We start from the raw sequence: 18591 nt of genomic DNA on the forward strand, positions 1-18591 counted from the left end.
AGCAATATATATAAATATGGGGCAAAATAATGCATTTTTCTTAAAAAAGTATGCGTGCATAGTAAATTTTCTCAAAAAAGATATGTTAAATTTGATTATTTACTATTTGTGAGGGCTTTAAAATAAAAAAATCCCGAAGAATTCGGGATTTTATGTATTTGAAAATCAGCAAGTTATTCAACTGTAACTGACTTTGCTAAATTTCTTGGCTGATCAACATTTTTTCCAAGCATAACTGCTATGTGGTAAGATAAAAGTTGCAATGGAATAGTCGTTACCAATGGTGAAAGGAATTCGGATGTTTCCGGAACCTCGATAACATGATCTGCTAATTCCTTTACGTGAACATCCCCTTCAGTAACAATACCAATGATTTTCCCTTTTCGAGATTTGATTTCCTGAATGTTACTTACAATTTTTTCGTAATGCCCCTTTTTTGTAGCAATAACCACAACTGGCATATGCTCATCTATCAAGGCAATAGGACCGTGTTTCATTTCCGCAGCTGGATAGCCTTCGGCATGTATGTATGAAATTTCCTTTAGTTTTAAGGCGCCCTCTAAGGCGACTGGAAAATTAAACCCCCTTCCTAAATACAAGAAATTTCTAGAGTCTTTATATATATCTGCAACAGTTTTTACTAAATCGTCTGATGTCAAAGCTTTTTCTACTTTAGCAGGAATGCCTTCCAGTTCAAATAGATAGCGTCTAAAATCACTGCTAGATATAGTGCCTTTAGCTCTGGCTAATCTTAAAGCCATTAAACTTAAGACGGTTATTTGGGTCGTAAAGGCTTTAGTAGAAGCTACCCCAATTTCAGGACCGGCATGAGTGTATGCTCCAGCATTTGTCTCTCTGGCAATAGAAGAGCCTACCACATTACACACACCAAAAACAAAGGCTCCTTTGGATTTGGCCAATTTAATGGCGGCTAGGGTGTCTGCTGTTTCTCCAGATTGCGAAATAGCGATAATTAAATCTTTTTCTGATATGACCGGGTTGCGATACCTAAACTCAGAGGCATATTCAACCTCTACTGGAATTCTAGCTAAATCTTCAAAAATATATTCAGCTACAATACCTGCATGCCAAGAGGTTCCACAGGCCACTATGATAATTCTTTCGGCATTGAGGAATTTTTTCATGTTGTCCTCAACTCCTGCCATTTTTATAATGGCCTCGTCGGTCAAAAGTCGTCCTCTAAATGTATCTAAGATAGCACTTGGTTGCTCGTAGATTTCTTTAAGCATAAAATGCTCATAGCCTCCTTTTTCAATTTGCTCCAAATTCATTTGAAGTTCTTGAACATAGGGATCTACCAGGCTATCATCTTTTATTTTACGGACTTTTATTTCTTTTCCTAAACGTACAATAGCCATTTCTTCGTCTTCAAGATAAATGGCATTTTTGGTATACTCTAGGAAAGGAGAGGCATCACTAGCAATGAAAAATTCGTTGTCTCCAATTCCGACAGCCAATGGACTTCCAAGTCGAGCAATAACGATTTCTTCTGGTCTGTTTTTGTCAAAAACAGCAATGGCATATGCACCAACAACTTGGTTAAGGGCTGTTTGAACAGCTTTTCCTAGTTTGACATCTTCTTGCTTCTTAACATCTTCAATCAGGTTTACCAATACTTCTGTGTCAGTATCTGACTTAAAGTGGTATCCTCTTGAAATCAATTCCTTTTTAAGGGACTCATAATTTTCAATTATCCCGTTATGAATGATGACTAAATCACCAGAATTTGAGTAATGTGGATGGGCATTAACATCATTGGGTTCCCCATGGGTTGCCCATCTAGTGTGACCTATAGCTAATTTCCCTGTGCTTGGGATTTCTTTTGAAACGCGATCTTCTAGATCAACTACTTTACCTTTGGTTTTACAGACGTTTAAATCGGTGCCATCAAATAAAGCAATACCAGCACTGTCATATCCTCGGTATTCTAATCGCTTCAAGCCTTCCATGACTATGGGATAAGCTTCACGGTGTCCTAAGTAACCTACAATTCCACACATCGGCTTTTAATTTTAATCTGGTTCTGAATAAAATACTTCTAATTGAATTCTTTGATCTTCAGGTACATTTGGATTGCTGCCATGAAGTATTGTTCCTTTTGGAGAAAGTACTGCACCCCCAGATATAGCCTCTAAGTCACTTGTCGGTTTTACCTTAAAAGGGGTTATTGAATTAACGTTTGTAGACACAAAAAGCCCTAATTTGAAATTGGTAGAATCTTTTAAAAGGATATTATTTAAGTGTTCAGTAACCCTAATTTTGTATCTATATCCCCTACCATTTTCGTCTTTTTCCAATAAAGTCGATTGGTAAATTTTAGAATTTAATGGATTGGAGGTGTTTGTTGTCAGGTCATAATAATAATCAATGATGGGAACATTGTTCTTCAAATCGAAAAGAGTTAGCCTTTGAGGCTCTTGGGATTCATTTTGAGCAAAAACTGCATCCTGATCCATGTATATAACCATGTTGGCCTCATTAATTAGCCTGGATGGATTTCCATTGTCATCCTTAAAGGCGCTTATAAAATCGTCATATACTGACTCGTCTTTGAATAGGTCTATGATTGCAACTGAGCCTTCTCCTCCTTTTAAAAATAATTGCTCGTCACCATTGAATTCATCAGCATTGGCATCTGCATTTTCAATAAGTGTAATTGAAGGATCATTTTTAATAATTGAAACACGGTTACCAGAGAAGGACATTTCAAAAATATCTTGATCTCGGACATTGTCTTCTTCTTCGTTATTATAGTATAAATTGACGCTTGCACTTGAAGCTTCAAAATTTAACATAAAATAACTGCCTTCTCCATTAACGGGCTCTACTTTAAAATATAGTCCTCTAAAAAAATTAGTGAAATTATTTTTATTGCTAAGTTCCGGTTGAAATGGAGCTTCAGCATCTGGGTCGTCTGATTGTGGAGGAAAAAATAATTCTTGCCAAAACGAATCTGGTTGCTCGGTTAATTTTAATCTCAAGCTAGGAGCAATCCTTTTGTCTTCGATATAGGTTGGCAGTCCATCTTCGTCATAAATAATTTCTCCGTCCTCATCCCTTTCATAATCTCCCAGACTTATGGCATTTGGATTGATGGTGAAATTCTCATTTACATATAACAATTCACCTTCGTTGTTACCATTGTCAAAAGCACTTAGATCTGAATAGTAAAGTTGTTCTACTACTGGTTCTGATGCTTGGTCGTAATCACTCAAGAAATAATTAGATCTATAAACCGACAATTTCATGGGTGATTCGTTAAAGATAGAATCTAACTCGTAGGTTGAATTTCCTTCGGAGTCGGTGCCGGTAACATTAGAAAAATAAGGAATGGTCACTACAATCGAGTCAAAAACAGGGTCGGTTCCCCAATCTGGACTGTAGCTGTCAGGTATAATTTGGGTGACCACATGGGTTGTGGTTTGCCCATAGACAGGATCATCATAAATTCCTAAGCTGTTAGCAGGTAATCCAGATGTTTGCACTGCATCAACCATTTTGTTATAAGCTGCTACTGCATATTTTTGACTTGAAGTTCCAAAATTATGGTCTCCTTGCAAGTCACTATCTGACGATATAAATTCTTTCTTACAACCTGTTAAAAGGAGTGAAAATATAGCAAATGCACCAACTGTTTTAAATAGATTCATGTTTCTTTTCATAGAGGTTTTAGGGGTAAAACGTTTAACCTAGCAATTCATTGTAAAACTCGGTGTAAGCATCTGAAAAATCATCAAATGGTTTAAAATCCAATACCGGTTTGTTGGAGTTGGTTAAGTAGTTTTCCAATTCATCAGGGATGACTTCAGAACCTACAATTAAGGCATCAGAGTTGTCTATGGCTACCTTCATTAAGTTGTTGTAAGTTGGTTCTTCCAAGGTATTGACCATGGCATCACTGATATTGTCAAATTTAATTTTCCCAGACATGCCTTTATTCAATGTGCCATCAAAGCTTTGTCCGTAAATGGAAGTTACTATTTTACTTTCGTTAAATAACGGTTCGTCTTGATAGTATTCTTTTAGATAAAGAGGCAATAAAGAAGCGAGCCAACCATGTACATGAATAATGTCTGGAGACCAATTTAATTTCTTAACCGTTTCAATAACGCCTTTTGCAAAGAAAATGGCACGCTCATCGTTGTCTGGAAAGAGATTACCTTCTTCGTCGGTTAATGTTGCTTTTCTTTTGAAATATTCGTCGTTGTCAATAAAGTAAACCTGAATACGTTCCTTTGGAATAGAAGCTACTTTAATGATAAGTGGCATATCTAAATCATTTATTACCAAATTAATTCCTGAAAGTCTAATCACCTCGTGTAGTTGGTGTCTTCTTTCATTAATATTACCATATCTTGGCATAAAAATCCTAATTTGCCCACCTTGTTGGTTTACCATCCTTGGGGCTTCAAACGACATGGAAGAGATTTCGGTTTCGGGTAAATAAGGCACTACTTCAGATGATACATACAATATCCTCTTATCTTTCATAAACTTGTAAGTTTTTGGCAATTCAGAATAAAAAACATGCGAAATTACAAAATTTTATGCAGATTCCCTTTAAAATATTAATTTTGCGCCCGTTAATTTTTTACTAAATATGCCAATTTTCAAGGATAAGAAAAGTTTGCAGAAGGTTATTCATGCTTATAAATCTAAAGGAAGTAAAATAGGTTTAGTGCCTACTATGGGGGCTTTACACGAGGCTCATCTGTGCCTAGTTAGAGAAGCTTTGAATGATAATGATTGGGTGGTGGTGAGTATTTTTGTGAACCCAACCCAGTTTGATAAAAAGGAGGATTTGGAGAATTATCCACAAACTTTGGAGCAGGATGTTGCTTTGTTGAAGGAAGTTTCCCAAGATATTTTAGTTTTTGCACCATCTGTTGAGGATATGTACGAAGGAAATACGGTAGCAGAGCATTTTGATTTTGGCGGTTTGGAACACGAAATGGAGGGTAAATTCAGGACTGGCCATTTTGATGGTGTAGGAACCATTGTAAAGCGCTTGTTTGAAATCGTTGAACCAGATGTCGCCTATTTTGGAAAGAAGGATTATCAGCAGTTACGGATTATTGAGAAAATGGTCGAAAAGCATCAGATACCCGTATTGATTAAGGGTTGTGAAATTCACAGAGAGCCTAATGGATTGGCGATGAGTTCCAGAAATATGAGGCTTACTCCAGATCAACGAGAAAAGGCTTCTGTAATTTATAAGATCTTGAATACTGCCAAGGAAAAGTTTGGCACAAAAAGTGCTAATAAAATTGCGGAATGGGTTGAAAAACAGTTAGCTAAGCATGCCATGTTTCAATTGGAATATTTTACTATTGCTGATTCGGAAACATTAAAACCAATTCAAAGAAAGTCTAAAAATAAACATTACAGAGCGTTTATAGCGGTATACGCTGATAAAATAAGATTGATTGATAATATCGCTTTAAATTAATTACCTTTGCCACATGCAAGTACACGTAGTAAAATCTAAGATTCACAGGGTAAAATGTACAGGTGCAGACCTAAATTACATTGGGAGTATCACTATTGATGAAGACCTAATGGAGGCTGCTAACATTATCCAAGGTGAGAAGGTTCAAATAGTGAACAATGATAATGGAGAACGATTAGAAACTTATGTGATTCCTGGACCAAGAAATAGCGGAGAAATTACATTGAATGGAGCGGCAGCAAGGAAAGTATCGGTTGGAGATACTTTAATCCTAATATGCTATGCCATTATGGACTTTGAGGAGGCCAAAACGTTTCAGCCTGCTCTTGTTTTTCCGGATGAAAGCACCAATTTATTGAAATAATTTGAGCTCCACATTAAAGAAATATTCAAAAATCATACTCCCAATTTTATTGGGAGTTTTTTTAATGTGGTTTTCACTGCAGCAAGTGTCCTTCCATGAATTGTTGGGATACTTTAAAAATGCCAATTATACTTGGGTTGGTTTAGGAGTTCTTTTTGGGATATTAAGTCATTTATCAAGAGCCTATCGATGGAAATACCTATTAGAGCCTTTGGGTTACAGAGTAGATTTTTGGAATAGTGTGATGTCTGTATTTTCAGGATATTTAATTAACTATACCATTCCTAGAGCGGGTGAAGTTGCTAGAGCCTCCTTACTTACCACTTATGAAGAGGTGGAATTTGAAAAGGTTTTTGGGACCATTGTGGCTGAAAGAATGGCCGATTTACTTATGATGGTTGTAGTCATATCGATGACCCTCTTCATTCAATTTGATTTTATTTCCAGTTTTTTTATGGGTAAGTTTCAAAGTCAAAATTTGGGTATTGGTTTGTTTTTGTTGCTTTTAGCATTTGGAGCGTTCGCTTTTCTAGTTTTTAAAAGTTCTTCCAAATGGGCTATTAAAATAAAGCACTTCGTCAATGGTTTGGTTCAAGGGGTTCTAAGTATTACAAGAATGGAAAATAAATGGGCTTTTATGGGGCATACCGTATTTATTTGGGTGATGTATATACTCATGTTTTATGTAGTAACCTTTGCAGTTGATGAATTGCGAGGTGTCACTCTAGGTATGGCTTTGTTAGGTTTCATTTCTGCTAGTTTTAGTATTGCAGCAACCAATGCGGGCATAGGTGCTTACCCATTAGCTGTATTTGCAGCTTTTTCCCTTTATGGGCTTGCAAAAGCTCCTAGTTTGGCATTTGGTTGGATCACCTGGGCCTCCCAAACTTTTATGCTGGTGCTTTTGGGTGGATTGTCTCTAATCTTATTGCCAATTTATAACCGATTGAAAAATAACTGATTCCGAAACATTTTTATTTTAAAACCTACATCAAATTTGCTATCTTGCCATAAGGTACGAACTTAACCCCTATTCATGAAAAGATTTATCTGCCTCACTTTTGTTCTGCTTTTATTTCAGTCGTTGACTGCCCAAGTTATTTATGAGCCTTTCAATTCGGCCAAATTAGGGCGTAATTGTGAAATTAAAATCCAATTACCTCGCGGATACGATTCCGAAGAGAAAATTGAATATCCATTGATTGTGGTTCTTGATGGAGACTACTTGTTTGAGCCAGTAATAGGTAATGTAGATTATCAGTCTTATTGGGACGATATGCCTGGTTGTATAGTGGTAGGGATTAATCAAGATCAAACACGTACCGATGACTTTTCGGTTACAGAGGAGAATTATTTTCCATCGATGGATGGGGCTAAGTTTTTTGAATTTGTAGGACAGGAATTGGTGCCCTATATCAATGATACGTATCACGCATCTGATTTTAGAATCATAGTAGGTCATGATTTGAGCGCCAACTTTTTGAATTTTTATTTGTTCAAGGAATTGCCTCTGTTTAGAGCTTATGTATCTTTAAGTCCAGACTTGTCACCTATGATGGTTGAAAGGTTGGGAGAAAAGATGCCAGCTGTCCAGACAGATACATTTTACTATTTGGCTACTGGAGAAGAAGATGCCTCTGCTTTAAAAGAAGGGATCGAGGCCTGTAATGCAGTTTTATCTGCCGTCGAAAACCCTAAATTTCATTACCGTTTTGATAATTTTGAAGCTACAAACCATTATTCATTGGTAGGGTTGGCATTGCCAAAAGCCATTAGTCAAATATTCAATTTGTACAAGCCTATTACTAAAAAGGAATATCAAGAAGACATCCTTACCTATGAAGGGTCACCTTATGATTATCTAGTTAAAAAATATGAAAGTATTGAATCTTTCTACGGGTTCAAGAAAAAGCTGATTGAAAATGATATTCGAGCTATAGCAGCTGCTTCTAATAAAAAAGATGATATTGAATCTCTTGAAAATTTGGCTAAATGGGCTAAAAAAGAATACCCAGATTCTATGATTAGTTCGTACTATATGGGTATGTGGCATGAAAAGGCTGGCGATTTGAAACGTGCCTTACATAGCTACCAAAGTGGTTTGCTTCTTCAATCATCCCAGTTTATTGATAAGGATATGTTGCTTGAAAAGATGTACGAAATTAAGGGCGAGAATTAATCAATAGTGTATTTCGTCGAAAAAATTTAGCGTTTTAGCTAATAAGTAGTATGTTTACGTCGCAATCTAACTCTACTTATCATGAAAAAAGCTTTACTCCTAACACTAGCTTTAACCATTATTGGTGTTACTTTCGCCCAAACATCTACCAAAGTTTTTGAGTCTTCGAAGCTGAATTCTAAAAGAACACTTAAGATTCATTTGCCAAAGAATTATGACCCAAGCTCGAATTTGAAATATCCTTTGGTTTTTGTGTTTGACGCAGATTACCTGTTTGAGCCAGTAGTGGGACAAACCAAGTTTCAATCTTACTTTGATGAAATGCCAGGTTCCATTATTGTTGGTGTAGTTCAAGGAAATGAAAGAGTTTATGATAGTTTTTTTGATGATGTAACTGGATTACCATTAGAGTCTGGGGCTCGTTTTTTTGAATTCGTTGGTCAGGAATTGATTCCGTATTTGGACTCTAAATACAAAACAAGTGATTTTAGAGTGGCGGTTGGTCACAACATTATGGGGAACTTCATCAACTCCTTTATGTTAAAAGACAAGCCCTTGTTCCATGCCTATGTGAATTTAAGTCCAGATTTGAAAGGGTCTATGGGAGACAATATCGTTCATAGATTATCTAATGCAAGAAGTGAATTTTTCTATTATATGGCTACGAGTACAGATGATAAGCGCATGTTGCATGAGACTATCATGGAAACAAATGGAAAGATTAAACAAATAGAAAATACCAATGTCACGTATTATTTTGATGAATTTAAAGACGAATCCCATTATACTTTGGTAACGGGAGCTATTTCTAGGGCTTTTGATAAAATATTTGAATTGTATAAGCCATTGCAAGAAAAGGAGTTAAAGGAAAAAGTACTTCCTTATGAAGGTACTTTAGATAAATATTTAGTGGATCGATACAAAAAGATTGAAGACCGTTTTGGAATCGTTAAACCTATTGCTGAGGAAGAGTTTCAAAAAGTAGTAGCTGTGGCCGAAGAACGGGAAGACTTGGATTCCTTGGAAAAATTAGGAAAATTAGCCAATAAGGAATATCCAGAATCCATGTTAGGTGATTATTATCTTGCTCAGCATGCAGAGAAAATTGGGAAACCTAAAAAAGCAGTTAAATTTTATGAAGAAGCTTTGCTGCTAGATGCGACAACCAGTATCACTTATGAAGATGTTTCATTAAAATTACAGGAGATTAAAGCCACTCTAGAAGAACAGGATCTTGAAGATCAAAACTTGGAAGGAGAGGGCGCTGAAATTTTGACAGAAGAGCCAACAGAAGGGGTAGCTGTCGAAGGTAGCACTGAAGATTAAAATTCTCAAGTTACTCCACAATAATCCATAAATATCGCTTATTTTTAGTCCAAATTTTATTTTGTGGCTAAAGTCAAAACAACCTTTTTTTGTCAAAATTGTGGTAGTCAGTTTTCCAAATGGCAAGGGCAGTGTACTACTTGTAAACAATGGAACACCATTGTGGAAGAAGTCGTTCAAAAATCTGAAAAAAGCGATTGGAAATCTTCTACATCTTCACCCGCAAAACGCGTTTCAAAGCCGTTAAAAATTGCAGAAATTGATTCAACAGAAGAATCAAGGTGGAACACTTTAAACCAGGAGTTCAACCGGGTTCTTGGTGGTGGTTTGGTTCCTGGGTCTTTAACGTTACTTGGAGGGGAGCCTGGAATTGGAAAGAGTACGCTACTCTTGCAAATTGCCTTAAAACTTCCTTTTAAAACCCTTTACGTTTCTGGGGAAGAGAGTCAAAAGCAAATAAAAATGCGTGCCGAACGAATCAATCCTCAAAACACAACCTGTTTGGTACTTACAGAAACAAACACCCAAAACATTTTTAGGCAAATAGAGACGGTGGAACCAGATATTGTGGTCATTGATTCGATTCAAACCTTACATAGTGATTTTATAGAATCTTCTGCGGGTAGTATTTCTCAGATTAAGGAATGTACAGCTGAATTGATCAAGTTTGCAAAAGAAACGGCAACTCCGGTTATATTGATTGGGCACATTACAAAGGATGGAACAATTGCTGGTCCGAAAATATTGGAACACATGGTCGATACGGTTCTTCAATTTGAAGGTGATAGAAACCATGTATTTAGAATCCTAAGGGCACATAAAAACCGATTTGGCTCAACTAATGAATTAGGGATTTATGAAATGTTGGGTTCCGGCCTAAGGGAAGTGAATAATCCAAGTGAGATTCTTATTTCTGAAAAAGATGATGAGTTGAGCGGTCATGCTATTGCAGCAACTTTGGAAGGAATGAGGCCTTTGATGATTGAGGTGCAGGCCTTGGTTAGTACCGCTGTATATGGGACACCACAACGTTCTGCAACTGGATTTAACGCAAAGCGTCTCAATATGCTTTTAGCGGTATTAGAGAAACGTGCTGGCTTTAGGTTGGGTGCTAAAGATGTGTTCTTAAATATCACTGGAGGTATTACGGTAGATGACCCTGCTATTGATTTGGCAGTAGTGGCATCAATTTTATCGTCAAATGAAGATGTCTCTATACCACAAGACTATTGTTTTGCTGCGGAAGTGGGCTTATCTGGTGAAATTAGACCCGTTCAGAGAGTGGAGCAACGTATATTTGAAGCAGAGAAGTTGGGCTTTTCTAATATCTTCATCTCAAAATTCAACAAGCTATCTCTAAAAAATACCAAGATTAAAATTCAATTGATTGCCAAAATAGAAGATTTGGTTGGGTGGTTAGTTTAATTCTTTAGAACTTTAATATTCATCTTAAATCATTTATATTTAGGGAGATATTGTTTTACATTATGAAAAGAACACTTTTGCCTATAGTTTTTCTTGGCGTTTTTATTTCCTTAAGTTTTATTTTCTATCCTATTGACGGGTATGAAACGACTGGTATTAAACGATTATACCAAATTCAAAAGTTTAAAGAGGATAGCATTCCATATAAACGTATTCCGCCTGGGGCTTATAAAAATTTGGCAGATATTAAATTGAATCTAACTAACATCAAAGAAGATAGTGTTGATTTGATATTGTCAGAGGATAAAGATTTTGAAAGTCGGGTCAATAAGCTATTTCCTAGTGGGAAATATTCAGCCGCTGTACTGGATATGTCTGATCCCGAGAACCTCAAATATGCGGCTTATAAGGAGAATGTGGGATATCAGCCCGGTAGTGTAGGTAAGATAGCTGTTTTAAATGCTGTGTTTTATCAATTGGGGAAATTATGTCCAGATTCTTGGGAGGATAGGGTTCGTTATTTGAAAAACAGGAATGTGTCGTCTCGATATTGGGGTACTGGTGACCATCATACCATACCAGTTTATGATATAGAAAAAGATAAATTGGTTAAGAGAAAAGTACAGGCAAGTGATGTCTTTTCTTTATATGAATGGTTGGACCATATGGTATCTGTAAGTAACAATGGCGCCGCTAGTGTAATGTACCGCGAAGCAATGTTAATGGCTGCTTTTGAAGAATATTATTTTACGTTGACTGAGGAAGAAGCTGAAAATTATTTTAAGGAAACACCTCGAGATTCATTAACCAATTTGGCAAATATGGTGGTTAATGAACCATTAAGAGAATTGGGTATTAGTGAAGATGAATGGCGCTTGGGAGGTATGTTTACCAGAGCTGCAGAAAAATATGTTGGCCGAAAGGGAGGAAGCATAGGGACGCCACAAGGCTTGATGAAATATTTAGTCAAATTAGAACAGGGTAAAGTAGTTGACGCGCAATCAAGTTTGGAGATTAAGCGTTTACTTTATTTGACAGACCGACGTATTAGGTATGCGAGATCACCTAAATTGGATAGCGCCGCGGTTTATTTTAAATCTGGAAGTTTTTATAAATGTGATAGGGAAAAGGATCCAAATTGTAAGCAATATGCTGGCAATGTCTACAATTATATGAATTCAGTTATCATTGTCGAACACGATGATGGTACCAAGTATATAGTTTGTTTAATGACCAATGTTCTCAACAAAAATTCGGCAGGAGCTCACATGTATTTAGCTGGAAAAATTGACGATTTGATTACGAAAGATCATTTGGATAGTATGCCCTCCGAACTTGATGTAGAATATAGGGATGATGAAGATCAAGGCGATGGTTAAGCAGAATTGGCAAACTGTTTCATAGTTTCGGCTGCATAGATTCTTATGGCTCTATTGGTGTGTTTTTGCATGTCTGAAACTTCCGATGAAAGAGTGGATAAATTGAGAACTTTTATTAAGTGTAAAACTTCTAACTTAACACGATTATCTCTTTTCTTGAGTAAAAGTTTGAGGTAGGCCTTTTCTGGAACAATATTGATTTTTAAAGGGACATGCTTCAATTCTTGCTCTTCAACAATATAATATTCCACTAATGGTAAAATTCTATTGCTTAGTTGACTTTGTAATAAATTGTCCAAGAATTCCAAAGCGTTGATTCGTGCTTCTTTTGTTTCACTCAGAATACCCGAGTAACTCACATTCATATCTGCCTCTTCGTAGAGAATGCTCAATAGTTTGAAAATGCAAAGAAAGCTTTGATCTAATTGTTTTTCCAAAAGGTCCTTTAAACTTTCCTGAGCGATTTTTATTTCGAATTGGTCATCATCTTCTTGGTGCTGAATAGCTTGTGATTTCAACACGTAAATTATGGAACTTAAAACATCCAAAGTTTCCTTGGCAAACTCACATTCTCTTATTATTGATTTTTTGAAAGATCTACGGTTGAAAATGAGATTCTCGTTTTTTGATTTTAATTTTACCAATGCTTTTGAAGCTTCAAGTCTGATATAAACATCTTCGTTTTTAAGTAACCTGGATAGCATTTGCACTGAGTTTTGTGTTTCAAATGCCCCGATTATTTTTGGAATAAATCGCTTGATTTCATCATCCAAATTGATTTCATCATCTATATGCAGTAAGCGAGTTGAAATATCGGGTCCATAAGTTTTTAAAGCTTTTATGGCTTGATTTCTGAAAGCTTTTTCCTTTAAAAATGGGGTTAATAACGGAATGTAATCTTTTTCCAATGTAATAGCAGCTGCTTTAATGGCACGTTTTACGATATACTTACTTTTATTGTATAAGTGAACATTAATGAAGGGGTAATATTTTTGAATGCCAGAATAGGCTATGGTTTCCAATAGCTCTGCAACTTCCACTTTATTAGAAAATCCATCGGGAGCACTTAATTCTTGGACCCAATCTGAAATTCGTGATTCCAAATGATATTTTTTAGCCAATTTTTTGTTTTGTGATGTTTCCTTAGCTAAACAAAGTAAAGCTGCCCTGGCTATTCTTGGGTCATGATGGTTTAAAAATTGATCAAAAAATGCTGTTTTGCTTTTATAAGAGAAATCCAATAAATATTCAAGGGCATAATAAATTACTTCGGGGTCTGGTTCCATTAATAGTGCTTCAATCTTTTCTTTAGATACGTCCGATTTAAAATGATGTAATTGCCGAATTACAGCTTTTTTAATTTTGTTTGAGGGGTGTTTTAACAACTGAATAATTTCTGGTTTGAGTGCCGAAATTTTATAGGGGCTTAATCTTCCCAATAAATCAATAATTTCCTTTGGGGTAGCTGAAATAAAAACTTTTCTAGCATATGCCAAGGTAGAAGCTTTATTATGCTTCTTTTCTTCATGATGGTCATAGTTTAAGTTGCGTTGGATATTGAGTCTAAATGAATTAAAATAAGTCTCCCGGAGTTTATAGATTAGAATTATCCAAAGGAGAGAGAAGAACACTACCAATAAGGTGAGATGGAAGGACTCTAATTTTAATTTCCTAACCATTATAAAAAGCATGAGACCAGCAAAACCTGTTGCCATACTATCAACGGCCACATCTATAAAGGATTTGGCTTGATTTTTAATCTGGAATGGTATCGGCATGATTGATAATTCCGTTGCAGCTTTATTTAAACTTTGTTTAAAACTACCATCAATACCTTTGATTAATATTAAAACCCATAATTCTGGAATGGCAATGAGAAGCAAACTTCCTAAAGCGATGCCCAATGGTAGGATTAATAGGGATGAAGATACGCCTAGTCTACTAAGTAATTTATTAGTTAAAAACAATTGAGTCCCTAAGGCTATGACATTAAAGGTAGAAAACCAAAACCCAAAAAATGAGGCGAGTTTATCTGGGTTTGTGATAGACTTGTGGGCCAAATCACTAAACTGGAAATCTACTATTTTGGCAACAATCACGCCCAGTCCAGTAATAAGGGCTAAATATGATAAATGCTTTGATTTTAAAACAATTTTAAATGCTGATTCATGTGATGAAGTTTCAACTTGTATTCGCTGTTTTTTAGTGAATTCATTTAGTTTTTTAACCCTCCAGTGCCAGATTTGTTGAATAACTGGGATACAGCACAAAATAAAGAAGGAAGCCAATAAGATGGCATCTCCGTTACTATATCGAGAAACAATAATACTTGTAAGATAGCCACCAAAAATACCACCAGCTATAGCTCCTGCTCCTATAAAACCAAAAAGGCGTTTTGCTTCTCTTGCATTAAAAACCAAATTGGCTAACATCCAAAACTGAGAAGTAGCAATCACGGCAAATAGAGCAACACCTACATAATAGATATACAAATAGTATTCCCCTAAGTTTCCAGAGTTCATGATTAAATAGAGGGAGATAAACCCTAAGCTAAAGAAAATTAAGGTTGTAGTAATTACCTTGTTCAATGAGAATCTAACAACAGCACGATTGTAAAAGTAGGTTATACAAGTGGCAATCACGGCCACTAAAATATATCCCAAAGGCAAGTGTTCGGCTCCCAATTTTGACAAGAACAGAGCATTAACAGTGGGTTTTACGATTAATAAAACGGTAATTATTAAAAAGATATAAAGCTGCATTAGGAATGAAATGCGAATTTCTCCGTCTCGCAGCCCAAATGTTTTGTTGATTAAGGCTCTTATCAAAATGTAAGAATGATTATTCACTTAATATTAAGCATTCTAAATCAATGCGTATAGGGAATTAACAAAATTTAAACTTTCTATGGAGGGGTGTTTTTGGGTTTGTTAGCAAATGAAACCGTTTAATCAGCGTCAGTCATTCTAAAATCCCATATTTTATCAGCTTATTTCTCTAAAAATCATTAATTTCGCACGTCGATTTGAATACATGTAACAATGAGTAAGAAATTCCCTGAATATAAAGGCCTTGACTTGCCAAATGTGGCTAGTGAAATCCTTGATTATTGGAAAGAAAATAACATATTCGAAAAGAGTGTCACCACACGAGAAAACGCTAAGCCATTTGTGTTTTTTGAGGGTCCACCGTCAGCTAATGGCTTGCCTGGTGTACACCATGTTTTGGCACGAGCTATCAAAGATATATTCCCTCGATACAAAACCATGAAGGGATTCCAAGTAAAGCGTAAAGCTGGTTGGGATACACATGGTTTACCTATTGAGTTGGGTGTTGAAAAGGAGCTGGGAATTACTAAAGAGGATATCGGCAAAACCATTTCTGTTGAGGATTATAATGCTGCCTGTAGAAAAGCTGTAATGCGTTATACTGATGTTTGGAATGACCTTACAGAAAAAATGGGGTATTGGGTTGATATGGATGATCCATACATCACCTATGAGCCCAAGTATATGGAAAGTGTTTGGTGGTTGTTGAAGCAAATTTATGACAAGAATTTATTGTATAAAGGCTATACTATTCAACCCTATTCGCCAAAGGCAGGAACGGGTCTAAGTTCACACGAATTAAACCAACCAGGAACCTATCAGGATGTTACTGATACAACAGTAGTGGCTCAATTTAAAGCTAAACCAGAAAGCTTACCTGATTTTCTTCAGGGAGAAGGGGACATTCATTTCCTAGCATGGACCACAACACCTTGGACGTTACCAAGTAATACAGCTTTAACTGTAGGACCAAAAATAGATTATGTATTGGTCGAAAGTTTTAACCAATATACTTTTGAGCCAATAAAGGTAGTTTTAGGGAAGCCTTTAGTTAACAAGCAGTTCTCTGGTAAGTTTTTTGAGGCTGAATCGGCCGAAGATATTGCCAATTATACCCAAGAAGATAAAAAGATCCCTTTCCGCATTCTTAAAGAATTTAAAGGGAGTGATTTGGTAGGAATCAAATATGAGCAATTGTTGGCCTATGCCTTACCTTTTGAAAATCCAGAAAATGCGTTTAGGGTGATTTCTGGAGATTTCGTAACTACCGAGGATGGTACTGGAATTGTGCATACGGCGCCTACTTTTGGTGCAGATGATGCCTTAGTTGCCAAACAAGCGACCCCAGAAGTGCCTCCTATGTTGGTCCAGGATGAAAACGACAATTTAGTTCCATTGGTGGATTTACAGGGTAAATTCCGGCCTGAAATGGGAGAATTTGCAGGTCAATATGTGAAGAACGAGTATTATGCAGATGGAGAGGCTCCAGAAAAATCTGTTGATGTTGAGTTGGCCATCAAATTGAAAATTGAAAATAAAGCCTTTAAGGTTGAAAAATATAAGCACAGTTACCCGAATTGTTGGAGAACCGATAAACCAATTTTGTATTATCCATTAGATTCTTGGTTTATCAAGGTGACTGATGTTAAAGAACGTATGGTTGCCTTAAACAATACTATTAACTGGAAACCTAAGGCTACAGGAACAGGACGTTTTGGAAATTGGTTAGCCAATGCCAATGATTGGAACCTGTCGCGTTCGCGTTACTGGGGTATTCCTTTGCCTATTTGGAGAACTGAAGATGGAAGAGAAGAATTGTGTATAGGTTCGGTTGAAGAATTAAAGTCGGAAATGACCAAAGCAATCGCAGCGGGGGTTCTAGATCAAGATATTTTTGCCGACTTTGAAGTGGGGAATATGACTGATGACAATTATGACAAATTAGATTTACATAAAAATATTGTTGATCAGATTACCTTGGTATCCCCTTCTGGGAAACCGATGAAAAGAGAAAGTGACTTGATTGATGTTTGGTTTGATTCTGGTTCCATGCCATATGCACAGTGGCATTATCCGTTTGAAAATAAAGAGAAAATAGATGGTCATACTTCTTATCCGGCCGATTTTATTGCCGAAGGGGTTGATCAAACCAGAGGTTGGTTCTATACACTGCATGCTATTGGAACTATGGTGTTTGATTCGGTAGCTTATAAAAATGTGGTATCAAACGGACTCGTTCTTGATAAAAACGGACAGAAAATGTCCAAGCGTTTGGGGAATGCCGTTGATCCTTTTGAAACACTTTCCACTTACGGGGCAGATGCTACCCGTTGGTATATGATTAGTAATGCCAACCCGTGGGACAATCTTAAATTTGATATAGAAGGAATTGAAGAGGTAAAACGTAAGTTCTTTGGAACACTTTACAACACCTATTCGTTCTTTTCTTTATACACCAATTTAGACAATTTTACTTATAATGAGGCGGATTTACCTTTGGAAGAACGTCCTGAATTGGATCGATGGATTTTATCGGAATTGCATACTTTAATTCAAAAAGTGGATGCGTTTTATGCCGATTATGAGCCTACCAAAGCGGCTAGAGCTATTTCAGATTTTACTCAGGAATACCTGAGTAATTGGTATGTAAGGTTAAGTAGAAGGCGTTTCTGGAAAGGAGATTATGAAACAGATAAAATCTCTGCTTACCAGACACTTTACACTTGTATGGTGACTTTGGCTAAGTTGGGAGCTCCTATTGCTCCATTCTTTATGGATAAGTTATATCAAGACTTGAATGGTGTGACCCAAAAAGAACCATTTGAAAGTGTACATTTAGCGGAGTTTCCGCAATTTGATGAGGTGTTTGTTGACAAGGAATTGGAACGCAAAATGGAAGCTGCGCAAACTATTTCTTCATTGGTACTTTCTTTAAGGGCCAAAGAGAAAATCAAGGTACGTCAACCATTACAAAAGATTATGGTTCCCATAGATAACCAACAACAAAAAGAAGAAATCTTGGCGGTTGGGGATTTGATTAAAAGAGAAGTCAATATCAAAGAAATAGACCTTCTAGAAGATGCTTCTGATATTTTGGTTAAGAATATCAAACCAAACTTTAAAGCTTTGGGACCTAAATATGGTAAGGATATGAAGTCTATAGCGGCTAAAGTGGCTCAATTTAATGCGGATGACATCAAAAAAATAGAGCAAAATGGCGAAATTGACGTTGATATTAACGGAAAAAATATTACTTTAGGCAGCGATGATTTTGAAATAACGTCACAAGATATTGAGGGTTGGTTGGTTGCCAACGAGGGTTCATTAACCGTTGCCCTTGATGTTACCATTAATGAAGATTTACGTGAAGAAGGTATTGCCCGTGAGTTGGTAAACCGAATCCAAAACCTACGTAAAGATTCAGGATTTGAAGTAACCGATCGTATTGATGTTTCCCTGCAATGGGAAGAAAACATTGAAAAGGCAGTCGCTTCAAATATGGAATATATAAAAGAAGAAACACTAACTGAAGAACTTGAAATTTTAGATCAAGTGAATGATGGTATAGAAATTGCTTTCGACGAAATAAATACCAAGTTGTTCATACAAAAACATTAAGA

Annotated in this window: 12 protein-coding genes; 8 read left to right on the forward strand and 4 right to left on the reverse strand. The window is 36.3% G+C overall.

What is annotated here, in order from left to right; genetic code table 11:
• Window positions 1-173 precede the first annotated feature (173 nt).
• From glmS to ZA07_RS06870, 3 genes are read right to left on the reverse strand one after another with little or no spacing between them, the layout of a single operon-like run.
• Entirely contained in the window at window positions 174-2021 is a 1848-nt protein-coding gene (gene glmS, locus ZA07_RS06860; protein WP_053970972.1) for a glutamine--fructose-6-phosphate transaminase (isomerizing), read from the reverse strand.
• 12 nt (window positions 2022-2033) lie between these two features.
• On the reverse strand, window positions 2034-3683 hold the full coding sequence (locus ZA07_RS06865) for a DUF4270 domain-containing protein (RefSeq protein WP_053970973.1): 1650 nt from the start codon (window positions 3681-3683) through the stop codon (window positions 2034-2036).
• A 22-nt stretch (window positions 3684-3705) separates the two neighbouring features.
• On the reverse strand, window positions 3706-4512 hold the full coding sequence (locus ZA07_RS06870; protein ID WP_053970974.1) for a glycogen/starch synthase: 807 nt from the start codon (window positions 4510-4512) through the stop codon (window positions 3706-3708).
• A 109-nt stretch (window positions 4513-4621) separates the two neighbouring features.
• Between ZA07_RS06870 and panC the strand changes: the two genes are divergently transcribed.
• The 7 genes from panC to ZA07_RS06905 all read left to right on the forward strand — a co-directional run bounded on the left by panC (window position 4622) and on the right by ZA07_RS06905 (window position 12143).
• On the forward strand, window positions 4622-5470 hold the full coding sequence (gene panC / locus ZA07_RS06875) for a pantoate--beta-alanine ligase (protein ID WP_053970975.1): 849 nt from the start codon (window positions 4622-4624) through the stop codon (window positions 5468-5470).
• A 13-nt stretch (window positions 5471-5483) separates the two neighbouring features.
• Window positions 5484-5834, forward strand: a complete 351-nt coding sequence (gene panD / locus ZA07_RS06880; RefSeq protein ID WP_053970976.1) for an aspartate 1-decarboxylase — start codon at window positions 5484-5486, stop codon at window positions 5832-5834.
• Window position 5835: 1 nt separating this feature from the next.
• The gene (locus tag ZA07_RS06885; RefSeq protein ID WP_053970977.1) at window positions 5836-6795 is read left to right on the forward strand and encodes a lysylphosphatidylglycerol synthase transmembrane domain-containing protein; all 960 of its coding nucleotides are present in this window, start codon (window positions 5836-5838) and stop codon (window positions 6793-6795) included.
• Window positions 6796-6870: 75 nt separating this feature from the next.
• The gene (locus ZA07_RS06890) at window positions 6871-8013 is read left to right on the forward strand and encodes an alpha/beta hydrolase (protein ID WP_053970978.1); all 1143 of its coding nucleotides are present in this window, start codon (window positions 6871-6873) and stop codon (window positions 8011-8013) included.
• Between the two features lie 81 nt (window positions 8014-8094).
• On the forward strand, window positions 8095-9339 hold the full coding sequence (locus tag ZA07_RS06895) for an alpha/beta hydrolase (RefSeq protein WP_053970979.1): 1245 nt from the start codon (window positions 8095-8097) through the stop codon (window positions 9337-9339).
• A 63-nt stretch (window positions 9340-9402) separates the two neighbouring features.
• Complete coding sequence (radA, locus tag ZA07_RS06900) at window positions 9403-10764, forward strand: DNA repair protein RadA (protein ID WP_053970980.1); 1362 nt, start codon at window positions 9403-9405, stop codon at window positions 10762-10764.
• A gap of 62 nt (window positions 10765-10826) precedes the next feature.
• Window positions 10827-12143, forward strand: a complete 1317-nt coding sequence (locus ZA07_RS06905) for a serine hydrolase (protein ID WP_053970981.1) — start codon at window positions 10827-10829, stop codon at window positions 12141-12143.
• Here ZA07_RS06905 and ZA07_RS06910 read toward each other — a convergent pair.
• Window positions 12140-14992, reverse strand: coding sequence for an MFS transporter (locus ZA07_RS06910; protein ID WP_231628650.1), 2853 nt, complete (start codon window positions 14990-14992; stop codon window positions 12140-12142). The two genes, ZA07_RS06905 and ZA07_RS06910, sit on opposite strands and share 4 nt — an antisense overlap.
• A 192-nt stretch (window positions 14993-15184) precedes the next feature.
• On the opposite strand from ZA07_RS06910, the gene ileS reads away from it, so the two are divergent.
• Window positions 15185-18589, forward strand: a complete 3405-nt coding sequence (gene ileS / locus ZA07_RS06915) for an isoleucine--tRNA ligase (RefSeq protein ID WP_053970982.1) — start codon at window positions 15185-15187, stop codon at window positions 18587-18589.
• Window positions 18590-18591 lie beyond the last annotated feature (2 nt).

Source organism: Mangrovimonas sp. ST2L15 (genome assembly GCF_001280515.1).
Lineage (GTDB): Bacteria > Bacteroidota > Bacteroidia > Flavobacteriales > Flavobacteriaceae > Mangrovimonas > Mangrovimonas futianensis.